The 15,554-nt window shown below is 69.7% G+C and carries 22 protein-coding genes; 4 read left to right on the top strand and 18 right to left on the bottom strand.

All coding sequences use genetic code 11. The features are described from left to right. Window positions 1-5: 5 nt before the first annotated feature. Window positions 6-914, bottom strand: a complete 909-nt coding sequence (locus CRP56_RS19675; protein WP_097265806.1) for a winged helix-turn-helix domain-containing protein — start codon at window positions 912-914, stop codon at window positions 6-8. Window positions 915-1,090: 176 nt separating this feature from the next. On the opposite strand from CRP56_RS19675, the gene CRP56_RS19680 reads away from it, so the two are divergent. Continuing rightward, the gene (locus CRP56_RS19680) at window positions 1,091-1,273 is read left to right on the top strand and encodes a hypothetical protein (protein WP_079309009.1); all 183 of its coding nucleotides are present in this window, start codon (window positions 1,091-1,093) and stop codon (window positions 1,271-1,273) included. 192 nt (window positions 1,274-1,465) lie between these two features. Here the strand turns inward: CRP56_RS19680 and CRP56_RS19685 are convergent, their stop codons facing one another. Further along, entirely contained in the window at window positions 1,466-2,722 is a 1,257-nt protein-coding gene (locus tag CRP56_RS19685) for a GNAT family N-acetyltransferase (protein ID WP_097265808.1), read from the bottom strand. Between the two features lie 77 nt (window positions 2,723-2,799). Further along, window positions 2,800-3,405 carry an RsiG family protein gene (locus tag CRP56_RS19690; protein ID WP_097265810.1) on the bottom strand — a complete coding sequence of 202 codons (606 nt, stop codon included), beginning with the start codon at window positions 3,403-3,405 and terminating at the stop codon, window positions 2,800-2,802. Window positions 3,406-3,574: 169 nt separating this feature from the next. Here CRP56_RS19690 and dtd point away from each other — a divergent pair, with 169 nt between their 5' ends. Both dtd and CRP56_RS19700 read left to right on the top strand, forming a co-directional pair. Beyond that, window positions 3,575-4,000 (top strand): D-aminoacyl-tRNA deacylase, encoded by a 426-nt coding sequence (gene dtd, locus CRP56_RS19695; protein ID WP_097265812.1) that lies wholly within the window; start codon window positions 3,575-3,577, stop codon window positions 3,998-4,000. A gap of 477 nt (window positions 4,001-4,477) precedes the next feature. Next, the gene (locus CRP56_RS19700) at window positions 4,478-4,705 is read left to right on the top strand and encodes a hypothetical protein (RefSeq protein ID WP_097265814.1); all 228 of its coding nucleotides are present in this window, start codon (window positions 4,478-4,480) and stop codon (window positions 4,703-4,705) included. A 30-nt stretch (window positions 4,706-4,735) separates the two neighbouring features. Here CRP56_RS19700 and ygfZ read toward each other — a convergent pair whose 3' ends face one another. The 6 genes from ygfZ to CRP56_RS19735 all read right to left on the bottom strand — a co-directional run bounded on the left by ygfZ (window position 4,736) and on the right by CRP56_RS19735 (window position 9,463). Next, on the bottom strand, window positions 4,736-5,704 hold the full coding sequence (gene ygfZ / locus CRP56_RS19705) for a CAF17-like 4Fe-4S cluster assembly/insertion protein YgfZ (protein WP_097265817.1): 969 nt from the start codon (window positions 5,702-5,704) through the stop codon (window positions 4,736-4,738). A gap of 10 nt (window positions 5,705-5,714) precedes the next feature. Further along, the gene (locus CRP56_RS19710; RefSeq protein ID WP_097265819.1) at window positions 5,715-6,161 is read right to left on the bottom strand and encodes a Fur family transcriptional regulator; all 447 of its coding nucleotides are present in this window, start codon (window positions 6,159-6,161) and stop codon (window positions 5,715-5,717) included. A 32-nt stretch (window positions 6,162-6,193) separates the two neighbouring features. Continuing rightward, entirely contained in the window at window positions 6,194-6,769 is a 576-nt protein-coding gene (locus CRP56_RS19715; protein ID WP_097265821.1) for an FABP family protein, read from the bottom strand. Between the two features lie 218 nt (window positions 6,770-6,987). Continuing rightward, on the bottom strand, window positions 6,988-7,878 hold the full coding sequence (locus tag CRP56_RS19725; RefSeq protein WP_257040838.1) for a hypothetical protein: 891 nt from the start codon (window positions 7,876-7,878) through the stop codon (window positions 6,988-6,990). Further along, a complete protein-coding gene (locus CRP56_RS19730) occupies window positions 7,875-8,705 on the bottom strand; it encodes a hypothetical protein (RefSeq protein WP_257040839.1) in 831 nt (276 codons plus the stop codon). Before CRP56_RS19730 ends, CRP56_RS19725 begins: the two co-directional genes overlap by 4 nt. Continuing rightward, the gene (locus CRP56_RS19735; protein ID WP_257040840.1) at window positions 8,702-9,463 is read right to left on the bottom strand and encodes a hypothetical protein; all 762 of its coding nucleotides are present in this window, start codon (window positions 9,461-9,463) and stop codon (window positions 8,702-8,704) included. Before CRP56_RS19735 ends, CRP56_RS19730 begins: the two co-directional genes overlap by 4 nt. 142 nt (window positions 9,464-9,605) lie before the next feature. On the opposite strand from CRP56_RS19735, the gene CRP56_RS19740 reads away from it, so the two are divergent. Then, the gene (locus tag CRP56_RS19740; RefSeq protein WP_079309019.1) at window positions 9,606-9,968 is read left to right on the top strand and encodes a DsrE family protein; all 363 of its coding nucleotides are present in this window, start codon (window positions 9,606-9,608) and stop codon (window positions 9,966-9,968) included. A 12-nt stretch (window positions 9,969-9,980) separates the two neighbouring features. Here CRP56_RS19740 and CRP56_RS19745 read toward each other — a convergent pair whose 3' ends face one another. The 9 genes from CRP56_RS19745 to CRP56_RS19780 all read right to left on the bottom strand — a co-directional run bounded on the left by CRP56_RS19745 (window position 9,981) and on the right by CRP56_RS19780 (window position 15,432). Then, window positions 9,981-10,352, bottom strand: coding sequence for a VOC family protein (locus tag CRP56_RS19745; protein ID WP_257040841.1), 372 nt, complete (start codon window positions 10,350-10,352; stop codon window positions 9,981-9,983). 19 nt (window positions 10,353-10,371) lie between these two features. Then, window positions 10,372-10,632 carry a DUF3099 domain-containing protein gene (locus CRP56_RS19750; protein WP_059195775.1) on the bottom strand — a complete coding sequence of 87 codons (261 nt, stop codon included), beginning with the start codon at window positions 10,630-10,632 and terminating at the stop codon, window positions 10,372-10,374. Window positions 10,633-10,706: 74 nt separating this feature from the next. Beyond that, the gene (locus tag CRP56_RS19755; protein ID WP_007382995.1) at window positions 10,707-10,994 is read right to left on the bottom strand and encodes a DUF1416 domain-containing protein; all 288 of its coding nucleotides are present in this window, start codon (window positions 10,992-10,994) and stop codon (window positions 10,707-10,709) included. 65 nt (window positions 10,995-11,059) lie between these two features. Beyond that, entirely contained in the window at window positions 11,060-11,899 is an 840-nt protein-coding gene (locus tag CRP56_RS19760) for a sulfurtransferase (RefSeq protein WP_097265825.1), read from the bottom strand. 128 nt (window positions 11,900-12,027) lie between these two features. Then, window positions 12,028-12,108 carry a putative leader peptide gene (locus CRP56_RS49295; RefSeq protein ID WP_350310325.1) on the bottom strand — a complete coding sequence of 27 codons (81 nt, stop codon included), beginning with the start codon at window positions 12,106-12,108 and terminating at the stop codon, window positions 12,028-12,030. Between the two features lie 197 nt (window positions 12,109-12,305). Continuing rightward, window positions 12,306-13,034, bottom strand: a complete 729-nt coding sequence (locus tag CRP56_RS19765; protein WP_097265827.1) for an LmeA family phospholipid-binding protein — start codon at window positions 13,032-13,034, stop codon at window positions 12,306-12,308. Between the two features lie 109 nt (window positions 13,035-13,143). Beyond that, on the bottom strand, window positions 13,144-14,256 hold the full coding sequence (locus CRP56_RS19770; protein WP_097265829.1) for a hypothetical protein: 1,113 nt from the start codon (window positions 14,254-14,256) through the stop codon (window positions 13,144-13,146). A 3-nt stretch (window positions 14,257-14,259) separates the two neighbouring features. Next, entirely contained in the window at window positions 14,260-14,514 is a 255-nt protein-coding gene (locus CRP56_RS19775) for a MoaD/ThiS family protein (RefSeq protein WP_059196243.1), read from the bottom strand. 45 nt (window positions 14,515-14,559) lie between these two features. Further along, a complete protein-coding gene (locus CRP56_RS19780; RefSeq protein WP_097265831.1) occupies window positions 14,560-15,432 on the bottom strand; it encodes an alpha/beta hydrolase in 873 nt (290 codons plus the stop codon). Between the last annotated feature and the right edge of the window lie 122 nt (window positions 15,433-15,554).

Genomic DNA, 15,554 nt, shown 5'->3' on the forward strand with positions numbered 1-15,554 from the left:
AGACCTCAGCTCGTGAGCGTCAGCTCCGAACTGATCGTCTCCCACAGTGCGTTGAACCACAGGTGGGACTGCTCGACGAAGGTGGTGTCCCGCAGCCCGGCCCCCTGCTCGAAGGCGAACAGCATCGACTGGGTGCCCTCCGCGTCGTACATCAACAGGTGCTCGTGGTCGATCTCCTCCTCGCGCTTGCTGAGCGTGTAGTAGGCGAAGAGCGCTTCCGTGTTGTTGAGCAGGTACAGCTTCACCGGCGGGGTGAAGGGCAGGGCGCGGAAGGTGACCTTGACGTCGATGCCGTGGGTGGCGCGCAGGGCGAGGAGATTGTGCTGGAGCACCTGGCCCTGGGCGTTGCGCTGGGACAGCCAGCGGCGCTGCACCCTGCCGTCCGTCGAGGGGTCCACGGGGATCGGGAAGGCGAGGTCGATGTCCCGGCTCGGCAGCAGGACGCGGACGTCGACCTTGGCCGGTTTCAGTCGTCCGGCGTGGATCTGGCGCAGCGGTTCGCCGAGGGCGAGGTTGAAGGAGACCGACGTCAGACACAGGGCGTCGATCTCCACGTGCGGGGCGGCGAAGGCGGCGGCGATGCGCGGCGCGAGGGCGACCATAGTCGGCAGCGGCGGGGCTCCGGGCCCGGTCAGCGCCCTGCCGAGGTCGGGGGCGACCGTCGCGGGGCTGCCCTTGGACACGTTGGTGAGCAGCCGCTCCGACTGCAGGATGCGCAGGGCCTGCCGTACGGCGCCGCGCTCCACGCCGAACTCGTCCGCCAGCCGGGCCTGGGTGGGCATGCGCTGACCCGGCCGCAGCTCACCGGATCGGATACGGGAACGCAGCTCGTCCGCCACCTCACGAGGAGACTTCTGTGACCGCTGCGCCTTCTCCAGCCCATTGACGGAGGCGGGTTTCGGGTCCACGACCAAACACTACAACTTCCCGCCATCTTTGGGCAGTTCGAAGAAAGGTGGTTATGAGCCGCATCCAAGCGGAGATAACTACAGTGAAGTTGGTCGCCAACTTTCAGAACATGGTCAAGCTTCAAGGGGGTTGGCGCCAGCAGGCCGAGCACCACACCATGCTTCGCCCAGGGGGGATCGTCATGCCGTTCGCCATCGCCGTCGCCGCCATCGCCCTCGGATTCGAGCAGCTCGTCCAGTGGAAGTGGGGGCCGATGGGCATCATCGCCTTCCTCCTGCTCACGGTCGGCGTCAAGGCCAAGAACACCATGGTCGGCGGCCTAGGAGCGGCGATCCTCGTGATGCTGCTCGCCCAGTCCGGCTGACCGGACCGCCCACGTCCGAGGTCAGTCCGGCCGATCGGGCTCCCTTCCGGAGGGGAGCCGGGAGCCTGATCGGTCAGCAGAAGACAGCACAGCCACAACTGAACACCGACAACCGAACACGGATGGATCGCACAGCCACAACTCAATAGGCACAGCTACGGATTCGTCCTCGTCGTCCATCGGAAGGAGCACTCAGAACATGTCCGGGCACCACGGTCGCCTGGACGTACGCAGCAGGGCGTCGGCCACTTGGGCGGCGCCCGCTCTGTCTTCCCGGACCCGGCCGAGCGCCGCGAGCCGCACGGCGGACTCGTCACCCAGCCACAGGGTCGCCAAGTCAGCGATGTCCAGGGTGAGTTCGGGGCTCGCGCCGGTCGGCGTGCAGGACGCGCCGTCCGGTGCCGCCTCCAGCCGGTAACGCCCGCCGGCCAGCCCGGCCGCGTCGGCCACCTCCAGGACGAGGGCGCCCTCCCCGTCGTACGCACGCGCCTCCAGAGCCCGTACGACGTCCAGCAGCCGTACCCACAACCAGTCCGCCTGTGCGGTGGTGGCCTTCGCGGCCCGCGGGTTGGGGAGGTGGAGGGGGAGCAGGTCGTCGGGGGCGCGCCAGCCGGTCTTCACCTGGGTGACCCAGTCGATGGAGCAGAGGTAGTGCCACAGGGCGCGCTCGGCGGCGGGGGTCGTCGCGATCAGCCACTTCACCTGGGCCGTGTCGTTCGGCTGCTTGTCGTGCCAGGTGTCGTCGCAGACGTACGACACCAGGCCCTCGGGTTCGCCGGACGGGGAGCGGTACAGGGCGTAGAAGGGCTCGGCCCAGGGGGTGCGCTCCAGGTGGACGACGCCCGTGTTGACCTGCCACCAGCGGTCGTCGCGGCTGACCGCGCCGGGCTGGGCGCGGCGCAGGCGGTCGTGCAGGTCGGGGCCGAGCTTGCGGACGTCCTCGCCGTCGACGAGGTCGATACGGCCGCCGTCGTCCGGGGCGGACCATCGGGGGTCGAGGCCGGTGCGGAGGACGTCGACCGTCCACTCGGTCATCGAGGTGGCGGGGCCGAAGCCGTAGCGGCCGTAGATCTGGTACTCGGCGGCGATGAGGGTGGCGGCGACGTCTCCGCGGTCCTTCGCGGCGGTGAGGTCCTGGGTCATCATGCGGGTCAGCAGGCCGCGGCGGCGGTGGGTGGCGGTGACGGCGACGTTCGAGATGGCGTCGGCGGGGACCTGGCGGCCGCCGGGGACGGTGAGCTCCTGGTCGAAGGAGCGGTACGTCGCCACGCAGCGGCCCGCGTCGAAGGCGCCCTGGGTGCGGTGGGCGAGGAGGTAGCCGGTGCGGGAGTCGATCTCCTCCTGGGTGGGGGCCGGGCTGCGGAGGAAGCCGGTGTGGAGGGCGCGGATCCATTCGGGGATGTCGGCCTCGGTGACGGGGCGGACGTCGATGGCGGGGCGGGTGGTCATGGGGTCACGGTAGGGGGGTGATGGGTGCAAGCCCCAACGTTTTTCTGCCCCACCGCCCACACCTCCCCCACCGCCCCTCACATCAGCAGGTCGTCGACCTGGGCCTCGCCCTCCCGGTACCGGCGCGCGATCTCCCCGCTGCACTCGTCCGTCGTGTGCTGGAGGCGTTGGCGGCGGCGGGAGACCTGCTGTTCGTAGCGGACGAGGCGGCCCATCGCGGCGGTCAGCTCGGCGTCCGTGCGGGCCGCGAGGTCCGACAGTTCGACCTCGGCGAGCATGTCGGCGGCCAGTCGGCGGTACTCCTCGTTGTGCGGGGTGCCCAGCGTGACGTGGCGGGCGGAGGAGCGCTGGCGGGCCGGGGCGTCGGTCAGGATCTCCGGGAGGCGCTCGACCACGGAGCCCTCCCCCGCGGGTGACCTGCGGGCCAGCTCCGCGCGCAGGATGTCGATCCGGCCCTGCAGCAGGCGCCGTACGTAACTGAGGTCCGCCTCGTCGCGCTGGGCGTCCCGGCGCGCCGTGCGCAGCTCGGGCAGGCTCAGGACGGCCAGGTCGGGCTCGGGCGGGTCCGCGGGCAGCCACGCGGGGGCCGACACCCGTGACGGTGCCGGTGCCGGCCCTTCCGTCCGCTGCGTGGGCGGCCGGAACGCGGACCCGGGTGGCTGCTCGGTACTCGGTGTGCTCATGTGCCTCTACCGTCCCCTCGACCGGCGTGTGTGAGCATCGTGCCACCCCAAGTGGCCGCTATGTGACCGAGTGCCCCCGAACGGCCCAGATGGGGGGTTAAGGATCATTAAGAAGCCCCCGGTAGGCCCTCGTCCCGGCGCCCTGTCCGCGCACGGCATCATGGGGGCCATGCGTGCAGTGGTACAGCGGGTCGACGGCGCGAGCGTCGTGGTCGACGGCGAGACGGTCGGGGAGATCAACGGCGAAGGGCTCTGCGTCCTGGTCGGGGTGACGCACGAGGACACCAAGGAGAAGGCGGCCCAACTCGCCCGCAAACTCTGGTCGATCCGCATGCTGCACGACGAGCGGTCGTGCAGCGACATCGACGCCCCCCTGCTGGTCATCAGCCAGTTCACCCTGTACGGGGACGCCCGCAAGGGCCGCCGCCCCACCTGGAACGCCGCCGCCCCCGGCGACATCGCCGAGCCGCTGGTGGAGGAGGTCGTCGCCCAACTCCGGGCGCTGGGCGCGACGGTGGCGACGGGCCGGTTCGGGGCGCAGATGCGCGTGTCCCTGACGAACGACGGCCCGTTCACGGTCCTGCTGGAGATGTGAGCCGCCAACCAGTCCAGCACCGCCTGACTGCCGCTGGCGGGTTGAGGGCAAGTGTCCGTTCGTTGTTTACGGGCCGGGACCAAGTGGGCACAACTTGGGAGAGTTGGCAGTCCAATTGGTCTGTGTGACCGCTCAACCACCCGAACGCCCTTCTCCCTGTCAGCCCAGGTGAGCCTGGTTCTCGGGGCAGCGGACAGCGACTCGCGGGGCTCGTGACAGCGGGCCCCCTCGACAGCGGTGGACCCCGCCGGGCGAAGACCTCGGCGGGGTCCCCGTCGTACTTTCCCTACCGCAGACGCAGCAGCCGCGCCTCCTGCGCCTTCCTGCCCCAAATCCCGTATATCCGGGGTGTGTTGGCCAGCCCGGCCGCTGGGAATCTCTCGGAGCACGGAACATCACGGAATATGCGGCTGTCACCGCGTCGTCCGTGGTCCGCCAATCACCTGGGCTGACGTGCTCGACGAAGGGGGAAGCGGCATGGAACACCACCCACCCACAGGACAGGACCCGGGCGGCACCGGCTCCGGCATCACACGGATTCCGACGTCGAACGCGATCACGGCGGCGATCATCGCGATCGCGGCGCTGGCCGCCGGCATCACGGTGCTGATGCTGACGCCGGGAGTGCTGGAGGGCCTGGGCAGCGCCGTGACGATCACCGGCGGCGGCTTCACGCTCGCGGCGAAGATCGCCGTGCCGCGCTGACCCCGCGCCTCCGGCTCGACGCGGCCCCGCCTACGGCTCGACCACGACCTCCTGCGCCGCCGCCGTCTTCTCCCCCGCCACCAAGGGCGCGTCCACCGACACGTTGCGCTTCACCAGGGCCAGGGCCACCGGGCCCAGTTCGTGGTGGCGTACCGAGGTCGTGATGAAGCCGATCTTGCGGCCGTCCGGGCCGTCGGAGGCGATGCGGAGGTCCGTGCCCGGCGGTGGGAGGTGGACCTCGCTGCCGTCCAGGTGCAGGAAGACCAGGCGGCGCGGGGGCTTGCCGAGGTTCTGGACGCGGGCGACCGTCTCCTGGCCTCGGTAGCAGCCCTTCTGGAGGTGGACCGCGGTGCCGATCCAGCCCAGCTCGTGCGGGATGGTGCGGTGGTCGGTCTCGAAGCCGAGGCGGGGGCGGTGCTGTTCGACGCGCAGGGCCTCGTAGGCGAGGAGGCCGGCCGGGGGGCCGGTTTTCTCGGCGTACGACTCCAGGTCCTCCCGGGGGAGGAACAGGTCGCGGCCGTACGCCGTCTCGCGGACCACCACGCCCTCGGGGACCTCGGCGATCGAGCCGGCCGGGAGGTGGACGACCGCGATGTCCGCGGTGCGGTCCGTGACCTCGACGCGGTAGAAGAACTTCATCGACTCCAGGTACGCCAGCAGCGCCTCCTGGGTGCCGGGCTCGATGTGGGCCCAGACCGTGGTGCCGTCGTCGACCAGGTACAGGGCGTGCTCGATGTGGCCGTTCGCGGAGAGGATCAGCGCCTCGGTGGCCTGCCCGGTCGGGAGGTCACTGACGTGCTGGGTGAGCAGCAGGTGCAGCCAGCTCAGGCGGTCGTCGCCGGTGACCGCGATGACCCCGCGGTGCGAGAGGTCGACGAATCCGGTGCCCTCGGCGAGGGCACGCTGCTCGCGGAACAGGTCGCCGTAGTGGGCGGCGACGTCTTCGTCCACGCCTTCGCCGGGGACGGCGCCGGGCAGGGACAGCAGAGGGCTCTTCATATGCACAAGCCTACGACTCGGTAGTTGAAGCCTTGAGGGCCTTTGCGGAGCAGTCCTTGCAGCGGCCGAAGATCGCGAAGTGCTTCATGTCCGTCTCGAACCCGAAGGTCGAGCGCAGCTTCGCGGTGAACTCCTCCGCCACCTTGATGTCCGCCTCGATGACGTTCTGGCAGTCACGGCAGACCAGGTGGATGTGGTGATGGCGGTCGGCCAGGTGGTACGTCGGCGCGCCGTGCCCGAGGTGGGCATGGCTGACCAGGCCCAGCTCCTCCAGGAGCTCCAGCGTGCGGTACACGGTGGAAATGTTGACCCCCGACGCCGTCTTCTTCACTTCCGTGAGGATGTCGTCGGGGGTCGCGTGCTCCAGGGTGTCCACGGCTTCGAGGACAAGCTGGCGCTGCGGCGTCAGTCGGTAACCGCGCTGCCTGAGGTCGCTCTTCCAGTCGGTGCTCACCACACCGGAAAGTCTATGACCACTCGGCAAAAGTCCTACTTGAAGAACGCGATTCCGTCGTCCGGCATATCGTCCGGCAGGGCCTTCGCCCAGCGCTCGACGTCCTCCGGGGTGACGACCTTCTTCAGGTGCGCCGACATGTAGGGGCGCAGCTCGACCTCGGGGGTCTGCTTCTCGCCGACCCACATCAGGTCGCTGTTGACATAGCCGTACAGGCGCTTGCCGCCGGTGTACGGGCCGGAGGCCGCCGTCCGCGCGACCGCGTCCGTGACCAGGTCGATCTGCGGCTTCTGCTTGGCCAGCTCGCCGTACCAGATCTCGACGACACCGTCGTCGCGGACCATCGTCACCTCGACCTTGCGGTCGGCGTCGACGCGCCAGAAGCCGTGCTCGGACTCCAGCGGACGGACCTTGTTCCCGTCGTTGTCCAGGACCCAGGTGCGGGACTGGTACTCCAGGAAGTCACGGCCGTCGTGGCTGAAAGTGACCTCCTGCCCGAAGTTGCACTTCTCGGAGCCGGGGAAGTCGTGCACACCCGCGCCCGCCCAGTTGCCGAGCAGGAAGACGAGGGGGACGAGGTCCTTGTGCAGGTCGGACGGAATCTCGATCATGAGCTTCTTCAGTTCCTAGCGTCGGGTCAGCGCTGGCCCTGGTACAGCTTCTTCACCGTCAGCCCGGCGAAGGCGAGGACGCCGACGCAGACCAGGACGAGCAGGGCTTCGAAGAATGCCTCAAGCACGGGGTGCTCCTTGCTGAGCGGTTATGGGCGGTACTAGAGCCGGGCCCCAGCTTAGTCGGCCGGGGCCCGCCCTTCTCTGCGAGGTCCGCCTCAGCCGAGCAGCTGGCTCTGGAGCACGACCGTCTGCTGGAAGGGGACCGCCGCCGCCCCGCCCTTCTTCGACTGCACGACCAGCCCGAGGACGTCGCCGGAGACCAGATACGCCTCCCGCACATGCTCCGCCCCGTACGGCTCGGCCTCGCCGTACACGTAGTGCCGTACGTTCTCCACCTCGGCCTTCTCCGGGAACTTCTCGTCGATGTGCACCTCGGAGGCGCCCTTCAGGGCGTACTGCGGGGCGTCGTAGCCGGTGAAGGTGTTCTCCTGGAGGGAGTCGACGACCCGGGCCGTCTCGAACTGCAGCAGGTAGATCCGGGTGTGCGTGCCGTCCGCCGCGGTCCAGCCACGGGCGGCGACGTGCCGCAGCCCCTGGTCGGTCAGGAGCTGGTCGATGGCGTCCCGGTCGTCCTTGTCCTCGTAGACCGCGAGGAAGTCCTTCTTCGCCAGCCAGCCGGCCTTGCCCTCCAGCGCCTGGTCGGCCTTGGCGCCCTTGGGCGCGGGCAGGAGCAGCTCGCGCAGGTCGGCGTAGTGGGAGTTGGCCGCGTTCGCCTTGTCGAAGGGTGCCGGGCTGCCGGAGGGCAGCGGCGGCTTGACGATCGCCGGGTACTCCCAGCGCCCGTCCGACTCGCTCGCGAGTCCCGGTACGTCCGTCCGCTCCATCCGCGTGATCCCGTACGCCGTCCCGGCCCCGGCCGCGGCGAACACCACGACGGCGGCGGTCCAGCGCAGGACGGCGCGCAGCACGCGGCGGTCCTTCTTGACGGGCGGGGCGGGCGGGGCGGGCGGTACGGGCGGGGCGCCTTCCGTGACCTCGGTGACCTCGGTGACCTCCGTGATCTCCGTGATCTCCCCGATCGGCTGCGGCTGCTGTTCGGTGGTCATACGGCCTTCCCCGGGTCGTCGATGCGGTCGAGCTGGGCGGCGAGGAACGTGGCGACGGCACGCTTGTCCATGGGGGCGGGCCCGGACGCGGTGACCTCGACCAGCACCTCGCCCACGGAGGCGGAGCAGAACATCCGGTCGAGCTTGATGTCCTTGTCCTTGGGCGTCAGGAAGCACTTGGCGTCCTTGTAGCCCTCGATCTTCGGCCCCTTGCGGAAGAGGTCGACGGAGGAGAAGAACTCGCTCTGCGCCGTCGCGATGCCCCGCACGGCGGCGCGGCTCTCCATCTGGGTGAGGACGACGCCGACCACGGAGGCCTTGTCGTCGTAGATCGCGTAGCCGTTGGCGTTGACGTAGCTGCGCATGACGACGCCCTTGATGCGCTGCCGGTCGATCTGCTTCTCCAGCTGCCGCCGCTGGGCGGGCGGCAGACCCTTGATCGACTCCTTGCGCAGCGCGGTGGCCTGCTTGCCGCTGAGCTCGGCGTCCGCGCCGAACTCGGCGAGGTCGGGACCGCGGTCGAAGCCATGCGCCTCGTAGGGCATGAGCAGCCCGCGCAGCCCCTTCGCGTCCTCTGCGGTGCCCGTGTCCTCGGCCTTCGCGGCCTTCGGGAACTGCCAGGTCGGCCGGCCCGGATCGCGGTCGGCGTCCTGCACGGTCATCACGGTGTAGCCGGAGCCGGCGACGACGGCACCGAGCAGCAGGACCGAACCCGCCACGGCGGCGATACGGCGACGGGGCAGGCGCTTCTTGGCGGGCGCGGGTTCCGGAGCAGCCTCGTCCGGGACAGGGCTCTCCAGCACCTCGGGGTTCTCCGTGTCGTTCACAGCCGCCCCATCTGCCGGTTGGCCAGGTCCATGATCTTCTTCTTGCCGATGGGGCTGCTGTCGTAGACCCAGATCGTCATCGCGATGTCGCCGCGCGTGGCATGCGCCTCGGCCTCGTACAGCGGCAGGTAGCCCGGCTTGCGGTCGGGTGCGTTGTGGACGTAGGCCCAGCCGTCGCCGGTCCCCGCGATCTCCCACCTGTCGGTGTCGGGCTCGTCGCTCGCGTAGTACTGCGCGTCCGAGGTCCAGTCGGCGGCCGACAGCGACCCGTCCTGGCGGAACTGCACGAGGTGGATCTCGACGAAGTACGTGCTGCCCTGCCGCCAGTTGGTGACGGCGGCGCGGCGGAAGTGGTCCGTGGCGAGGTCGCTGAAGGCCCCCGCCGGCTTCTTGTAGAGGTCGGCGTACTCGGCCATGTCGAGCCAGCCGTCGTCGCCGACCGGGATCTCCGCGTCCCGCGCCCCCTTGGGCCGCTTCAGCAGCAGCTTGCGCAGGTCGCCGTTCACCTTGACGTGCCGGTCCTGCGCGGCCGACAGCGGCGCGACCTCGCCCTTGGCCTGCTTGACGACCGGCTGCGACAGCGGCGGCAGCGCGGTGGGCTCGCGGTTCGCCTGTACGACGAACCCGGTGCAGGTGCCGGCGACGACACCGAGCACGGCGGCCACGGCGACGAGCAGCGTGGTCCGGCCACGCCGCCGCGCCGGACGGGCCAGTTCCGGCGTTTCTCGCGCTTCCGGCGCTTCTGGCGCTTCCGGCACCTCGTCAGGTACCGGGTTTTCCTGAACTTCGGGTACTTCCAAGACGTCCCCCCACAGAACGTGAAGTGCACATTCCATATGCGCGCACAGGAGACTCATGGCCTACGACCTGGGTTGTAGCCGCGTTGATTACGATTCAGCCATGGCGAAGAAGCTCGTGATCAAGGTGACGGCGGGGGCCGATGCCCCCGAACGCTGCTCGCAGGCGTTCACGGTGGCGGCGGTGGCCGTGGCCAGTGGTGTCGAGGTCTCCCTGTGGCTGACCGGCGAGTCGGCGTGGTTCGCGCTGCCGGGCCGGGCCGCCGAGTTCGAGCTGCCGCACGCGGCCCCTCTCCCCGACCTGATCGAGTCGATCCTGGCCGGCGGCACGCTGACCCTGTGCACACAGTGCGCGGCCCGCCGGGAGATCACGGAGAAGGACGTCATCGAGGGCGTACGGATCGCCGGCGCGCAGGTGTTCGTGCAGGAGGCGCTCGCGGACGGGACGCAGGCGCTCGTCTACTGACCCTCGGGCGTTCTACTGGCCGTCGGGCATCCACAGGCAGAACGGATGCCCCGCCGGGTCGAAGAGCACCCGTACGTCGTCCTGGGGCTGGTACTCGGCGAGCGTCGCCCCCTCGGCCACCGCCCTCGCCGTCTCAGCGCCCAGGTCGTCGACCTCGATGTCGAGGTGCAGCATCATCTGCTGCTCGCCGGGCACGCGGTCGGGCCAGAGCGGCGGCACGTACGCGGGCTCGGTCTGGAAGGCGAGCCCCACGCCTCCCCCGGGCGGCCCGATGAGCACCCAGTCGGGTTCCTCCTCGCGCACCACGAATCCGAGCAGGCGCTGATAGAAGTCGGCGAGCTGACGGGCGTCCGGTGCGTCGAGTACGACGGTCGACAACCTCATGGGCGACATGGGCCCCTTCCTACTGCCGCCGCTTCTTCCCGTCCAGCTCGTCCCACCACTCGTCGGACTTGGGGTCGCCGGAGGGGTCGTCCCACCACCGGTCGTCGGGCCCGCGCCGGTTGGCCACCATGGCGGCGACGGGCGGGATCAGCATGGCGACCACGCACATCCCGACCGCGACCGGGATCGACCACAGCCGCACGACACCCCACGCCAGGACGAAGAGCCCGACGCAGGTCCCCATCATGGCGAAATAGACGTGCCGTCGACGCGCCAGCATGTGTCCAGGGTAGGCCCGGACACGGCGAAGGGCCGTACCCGGAGGGGTACGGCCCTTCGTCGGACACAGGTCCGTCAGACGGCGATCGCGACCTCGGCGAGGCCGCCCTGCTGGGCGACGACGGTGCGGTCGGCGGTGCCGCCCGGCACCAGCGCGCGAACGGTCCAGGTGCCCTCGGCCGCGTAGAAGCGGAACTGGCCCGTCGCGGAGGTCGGGACCTCGGCGGTGAACTCGCCGGTCGAGTCCAGGAGGCGGACGTAGCCCACCACAGGCTCGCCGTCACGCGTCACCTGGCCCTGGATGGTGGTCTCACCGGGCTTGATCGTCGAGGCGTCCGGGCCGCCGGCCTTCGCTCCACACATGTCTTTCTCCAGATTCAGAGGGTCTGACCGGAAGGAAGGCCGGTCGGGGTGGGACTGGGGTCTGCTTACTTGTTGGCGCCGAGCTCGATCGGGACGCCGACGAGGCTGCCGTACTCGGTCCAGGAGCCGTCGTAGTTCTTGACGTTCTCGACACCGAGCAGCTCGTGCAGGACGAACCAGGTCAGCGCGGAGCGCTCACCGATACGGCAGTAGGCGATGGTGTCCTTGGCGAGGTCGACCTGCTCCTCGGCGTAGAGCTCCTTGAGCTCCTCGTCCGACTTGAAGGTGCCGTCGTCGTTGGCGTTCTTGGACCACGGGATGTTGCGGGCGGACGGGACGTGGCCCGGACGCTGCGACTGCTCCTGCGGCAGGTGGGCCGGGGCGAGCAGCTTGCCGGAGAACTCGTCGGGCGAGCGCACGTCGACCAGGTTCTGCGAACCGATGGCCGCCACCACGTCGTCGCGGAAGGCGCGGATGGAGGTGTCCTGGGCCTTGGCCTTGTACTCGGTCGTCGGGCGCTCGGGCACCTCTTCGACCAGCTCGCGGGCGTCGAGCTCCCACTTCTTGCGGCCACCGTCGAGGAGCTTGACGTTCTCGTGGCCGTAGAGCTTGAAGTACCAGTAGGCGTAGGAGGCGAACCAGTTGTTGTTGCCGCCGTAGAGGATCACCAGCGTGTCGTTGGCGATGCCCTTCGCCGAGAGGAGCTTCTCGAAGCCCTCCTGGTCGACGAAGTCACGGCGGACCGGGTCCTGCAGGTCCTTCGTCCAGTCGATGCGGATCGCGTTGCGGATGTGGTTCTTCTCGTAGGCGGACGTGTCTTCGTCCACCTCCACGATCGCGATGTTCGGGTTGTCGAGGTTGGCCTCGACCCAGTCGGCGTCGACCAGGACGTCGCTGCGGCTCATGCTCTTTCTCCTCCGGGGCAGTTACGGCGGGGCATACGACTGTGAGGGTGCGCGGGCCGACGGGGCCGCGGCGCACGGGTGCCCAAGGTCAGGGCGCGGGGGATGCGGACGGCGCTCGGCGCTTCCGCTCAGAAAGTGCGACAGAGCATGGCGGCAACGCGGCACAGGTCGACTGCCCGCCGCTTTGTGAGATCCGCCTGTCGCTTCATGCCGTCGATCGTAGGGACGGACTACCGGCCATGTCACCGGTGTGTCGTATTTTGAGACGCGATCGTCCGCGATGTGGGATCGGATCAGCGTCCGGGCCGTGTTCGCACGGGTTCCGGACGCCGGCGGCCGTCATCGCACCATATCCACGGACAGCCTGTCTCGCCCCTCGGACACTTCCGGCCCGCCGAACGCGGTCCTACCCGGCCAGCTCGACGTTCGAACCCTTCACCGTGACCTCCACACCGTCCTGCGCGGCCTCGACCTTGTCGAGCTTGATGCCGCCGGGCAGATCGTCGATCTTCTGCTCGAAGTCGGTGATCGACCGCACCTTGCCCTCGGCGACCTCGACGACCAGGTTCGGCAGGTTGTCGGCGTGCACCTTCACGGTGTCGCCGTCGACGGTGACCGTGCTGAGCACGGGGTAGGTCTGCGACCGGCCCAGGGCGGTGACCTTGACGTTCACCTTGATCTTCCCGTTGCCCCCGTCGGACAGTCCGACGACCTCGGCGGTCACGCCGGGGAAGATCTCCGTGGGCTCCGACCGGGCGGCCTTGAGCAGCTCGTCGTAGGAGATGGACGCCGTACCACTGGCCGTGGCGGCGGTGGCGGAGCTGTAGTCCCCGGAGAACGAGACGCCCTTGAAGTTGGCCGTGATGTCGTCGATACGGATCTTCTCGCCCGCGGTCCCCGCGGCGGCCTCGTAGTCCTTGATCCCCACCTCGGCGTCGTCCAGCTCCCCGGACGCGACCTGGGTCAGGAACGGAAAGCCCTTGATCGACACATCGGGAGTGCTGGCGAGGTTCTCGCTGCTCTTCAGCTTGTCGGCGACCTCGCCCTCGGCGAAGTGCACGGCAATCCGGTCGGCGATGACGAAGAGCCCGCCCAGCACGACAACAACAATCAGCAGTATTCGCAGTGCGCGCATTCTTTGGTGTTCCCCCACCTAGGCGGTCTACGTCTCCGCCACCGTAGCGCCGCGGCGAAGGCACCCCGAGGAATTGTTGATCACCTGTGACAGCGGGCCCCTCGGCGGACTACCCGATCGCCCGCCCCAGCACATAGACAGCCGGTGCAGCGGCGGCCAGCGGCAGCGCGACGCCCGCCGTGAAGTGCACGAACCGCGAGGGATAGTCGTAGCCGGCCACCCGATGACCGATGAGGGCGCACACCCCCGCACCAGCCCCGAGCAGCGCACCCTCCGCACCCAGCCCGGTCATCCCGCCCACCGCGATACCGGCACCCGCGGCGGCCAGCAGCGACACGACCACCGACGCGGGCGTCGGCAACGGCAACGCCCGCGCCAGCACCGCCACCGCGACCGACGCCGCGCCCACCGACACCGCGTCCGCCGACGCCGCGAGGTACCCCGCCGCGACGATCGCCAGCGCCGACGAGGTGACGGTCGCCATCAGGCCGTACATCCGCTCGTCGGGGTCGGCGTGCGAGCGCAGCTGCAGCACCAGGCACAGCAGGACCCACACCCCCAGCGTGCCGAGGATCGCCGAGGGCGACCGGTCCGCGGCCAGCAGCGCCACGTCCGCGACGACCGCCCCGAGGAACGCCAGCGCGATGCCCTGCCGGGCGGGCCACATGCCGTTCAGCCGGAACCAGCCGGCGGCGGTGACGGCCTGGAGAAGAACGAGCGGCACGAGCAACGCGTACGACCCGACGGCCGCCGCACCCGCCAGCAGCAGTCCCAGCACCGCCGTGAGGGCGGCGGGCTGCATCCCGGGCTCGATGATGGGCGAACGCCCTTCGAGCCGGGCCCGCTGGGCGTCGGTGACACGGGCGTTGCCGCCGAGGGTGGCGGGCCCGTAGTCGGAAGAAGCGGCGACCGGTTCGGGAGCCGGAGCAGGCTCCTGATACACGGGCTGCTGATACACCGGCGGCTCATACCCCTGCGGCGGCAGATACGCCGTGTCCGCGGCGGCCGGCGCCGCGGGGGCGACCGGCGCCTGCATCTGCGTCTCCCAGGTCTGCCCCTGCCACTGCTGGGTGTACTGCTGAGCGGCGTGCGGATCGTCGTAAGCCTGCTGCCAGTAGGGGTCGTACCCCTGCTGGCCCTGCTGCCCCTGCTGCGCGTGCCGGCCCTGCTGCCCTTGCCGGCCCTCGTACGGCTCGTACGGCTCATACGGCTGGTTCGTCATCGCTCACCCTCCTGCGAACGGCGGGAGCACCTCGACCGTGCCGCCGTCGGCCAGCCGTACCGTCTCATGTCCGCGGGTGCCCACGGGGTCACCGTCGATGAGGAACGAGCATCGCTGCAGCACGCGCGTGAGTTCACCGGGGTGTCGCTCGCGCACCGCGTCCAGCGCCTCGGCGAGGGTGTCGGCGTCGTACGCCTCCTCGGCGACCCCGGCCGCGGCCTTCGCGGCGGCCCAGTAGCGCACCGTGACCTTTGGCATCTGCTTCCGCTGCTTCCTCACTCGACCGTGTTGAACACCGTCAGGCTAGCTCTCCTGGGAGACGGCCCAGTCCCCGATGCGCCGCAGGAGCTCGTCCGGGGCCGCGTTCTCGGCATGGCCCATGCCGTGCTCCAGCCAGAGTTCGGCGTGGCCGGGAGCGGCGTCGGCGAGCATGCGGGGGTGGTCGAGGGGGAAGTAGCCGTCGCGGTCGCCGTGCACGATGAGGAGGGGGGTGGGGGCGATCCTCGGGACGGCCTCCACCGGGGACAGCGGGACCGGGTCCCACTCCTCGTGGTGGATGCGGGTACGGAATCCGTAGCGGCCCACCAGCCGCCCCTCGGGGCGCGTTACCAGCCAGTGGAGCTTCCGCATAGGCGCCGTACCCCGGTAGTACCACCGAGCCGGTGCACTCACCGAAACCACCGCGTCCGAGTGCGCATCCGTGCGCCCCTCACGCCCCGGCTCGTCCTCCCGGTACAGCGCCGCGTGCCGCAGCACGACGGAACCGCCCATCGAGAACCCCACCGTCACCACGCGCGTATGCCCGAGCGAGCGCGCCCACTCCACCGCGGCGGCCAGATCGAGCACCTCGCGGTCCCCCACGGTCGAGGCCCCGCCGGAGGCCCCGTGGCCGCGGAAGGAGAACGTGACCACGCCGCCGTACTGCGCGAACGTCTCCGCCACCCGGCGAACATGAGGACGATCCGCGTCGCCGGTGAAGCCGTGCGCGATGACGAACACGGGAACACGGGAAGGTGACGGGGAGGCGTCGTATACGAAGGTCGGCGGATCGTATACGGAATCGATCGTCACCCCGTCGACAGTGTGCAGAAACGTCCGTATAGGTGTGCCTCTGTTCGTCTCAGAGTGCGGAATAGCCGTGGATCGCACCACACGACCTGCCGGATCAATGTGCATGTGGGCTATTCTCCTGAACAGAGGACTCGGGCAATGCAGCCCCCGGGTCCTTTTGTGCTTTCGGATCGTCTGTATACGAAAGATCCGAGAGCTATGACCTCGCGGGACCGAGGAGGAACCAG

The sequence above is a fragment of the Streptomyces sp. TLI_55 genome, assembly GCF_900206255.1.
Classification (GTDB): Bacteria; Actinomycetota; Actinomycetes; order Streptomycetales; family Streptomycetaceae; genus Streptomyces; species Streptomyces aquilus.

Bases quoted from the DNA above. Each gene is read 5' to 3' on its own strand.
- CRP56_RS19680 (WP_079309009.1), top strand. From the start codon at position 1,091: ATGCCGTTCGCCATCGCCGTCGCCGCCATCGCCCTCGGATTCGAGCAG.
- CRP56_RS19685 (WP_097265808.1), bottom strand. From the start codon at position 2,722: ATGACCACCCGCCCCGCCATCGACGTCCGCCCCGTCACCGAGGCCGAC.
- CRP56_RS19690 (WP_097265810.1), bottom strand. From the start codon at position 3,405: ATGAGCACACCGAGTACCGAGCAGCCACCCGGGTCCGCGTTCCGGCCG.
- dtd (WP_097265812.1), top strand. From the start codon at position 3,575: ATGCGTGCAGTGGTACAGCGGGTCGACGGCGCGAGCGTCGTGGTCGAC.
- CRP56_RS19700 (WP_097265814.1), top strand. From the start codon at position 4,478: ATGGAACACCACCCACCCACAGGACAGGACCCGGGCGGCACCGGCTCC.
- ygfZ (WP_097265817.1), bottom strand. From the start codon at position 5,704: ATGAAGAGCCCTCTGCTGTCCCTGCCCGGCGCCGTCCCCGGCGAAGGC.
- CRP56_RS19715 (WP_097265821.1), bottom strand. From the start codon at position 6,769: ATGATCGAGATTCCGTCCGACCTGCACAAGGACCTCGTCCCCCTCGTC.
- CRP56_RS19725 (WP_257040838.1), bottom strand. From the start codon at position 7,878: ATGACCACCGAACAGCAGCCGCAGCCGATCGGGGAGATCACGGAGATC.
- CRP56_RS19740 (WP_079309019.1), top strand. From the start codon at position 9,606: ATGGCGAAGAAGCTCGTGATCAAGGTGACGGCGGGGGCCGATGCCCCC.
- CRP56_RS19745 (WP_257040841.1), bottom strand. From the start codon at position 10,352: ATGAGGTTGTCGACCGTCGTACTCGACGCACCGGACGCCCGTCAGCTC.
- CRP56_RS19750 (WP_059195775.1), bottom strand. From the start codon at position 10,632: ATGCTGGCGCGTCGACGGCACGTCTATTTCGCCATGATGGGGACCTGC.
- CRP56_RS19755 (WP_007382995.1), bottom strand. From the start codon at position 10,994: ATGTGTGGAGCGAAGGCCGGCGGCCCGGACGCCTCGACGATCAAGCCC.
- CRP56_RS19760 (WP_097265825.1), bottom strand. From the start codon at position 11,899: ATGAGCCGCAGCGACGTCCTGGTCGACGCCGACTGGGTCGAGGCCAAC.
- CRP56_RS49295 (WP_350310325.1), bottom strand. From the start codon at position 12,108: ATGAAGCGACAGGCGGATCTCACAAAGCGGCGGGCAGTCGACCTGTGC.
- CRP56_RS19765 (WP_097265827.1), bottom strand. From the start codon at position 13,034: ATGCGCGCACTGCGAATACTGCTGATTGTTGTTGTCGTGCTGGGCGGG.
- CRP56_RS19770 (WP_097265829.1), bottom strand. From the start codon at position 14,256: ATGACGAACCAGCCGTATGAGCCGTACGAGCCGTACGAGGGCCGGCAA.
- CRP56_RS19775 (WP_059196243.1), bottom strand. From the start codon at position 14,514: ATGCCAAAGGTCACGGTGCGCTACTGGGCCGCCGCGAAGGCCGCGGCC.
- CRP56_RS19780 (WP_097265831.1), bottom strand. From the start codon at position 15,432: ATGCACATTGATCCGGCAGGTCGTGTGGTGCGATCCACGGCTATTCCG.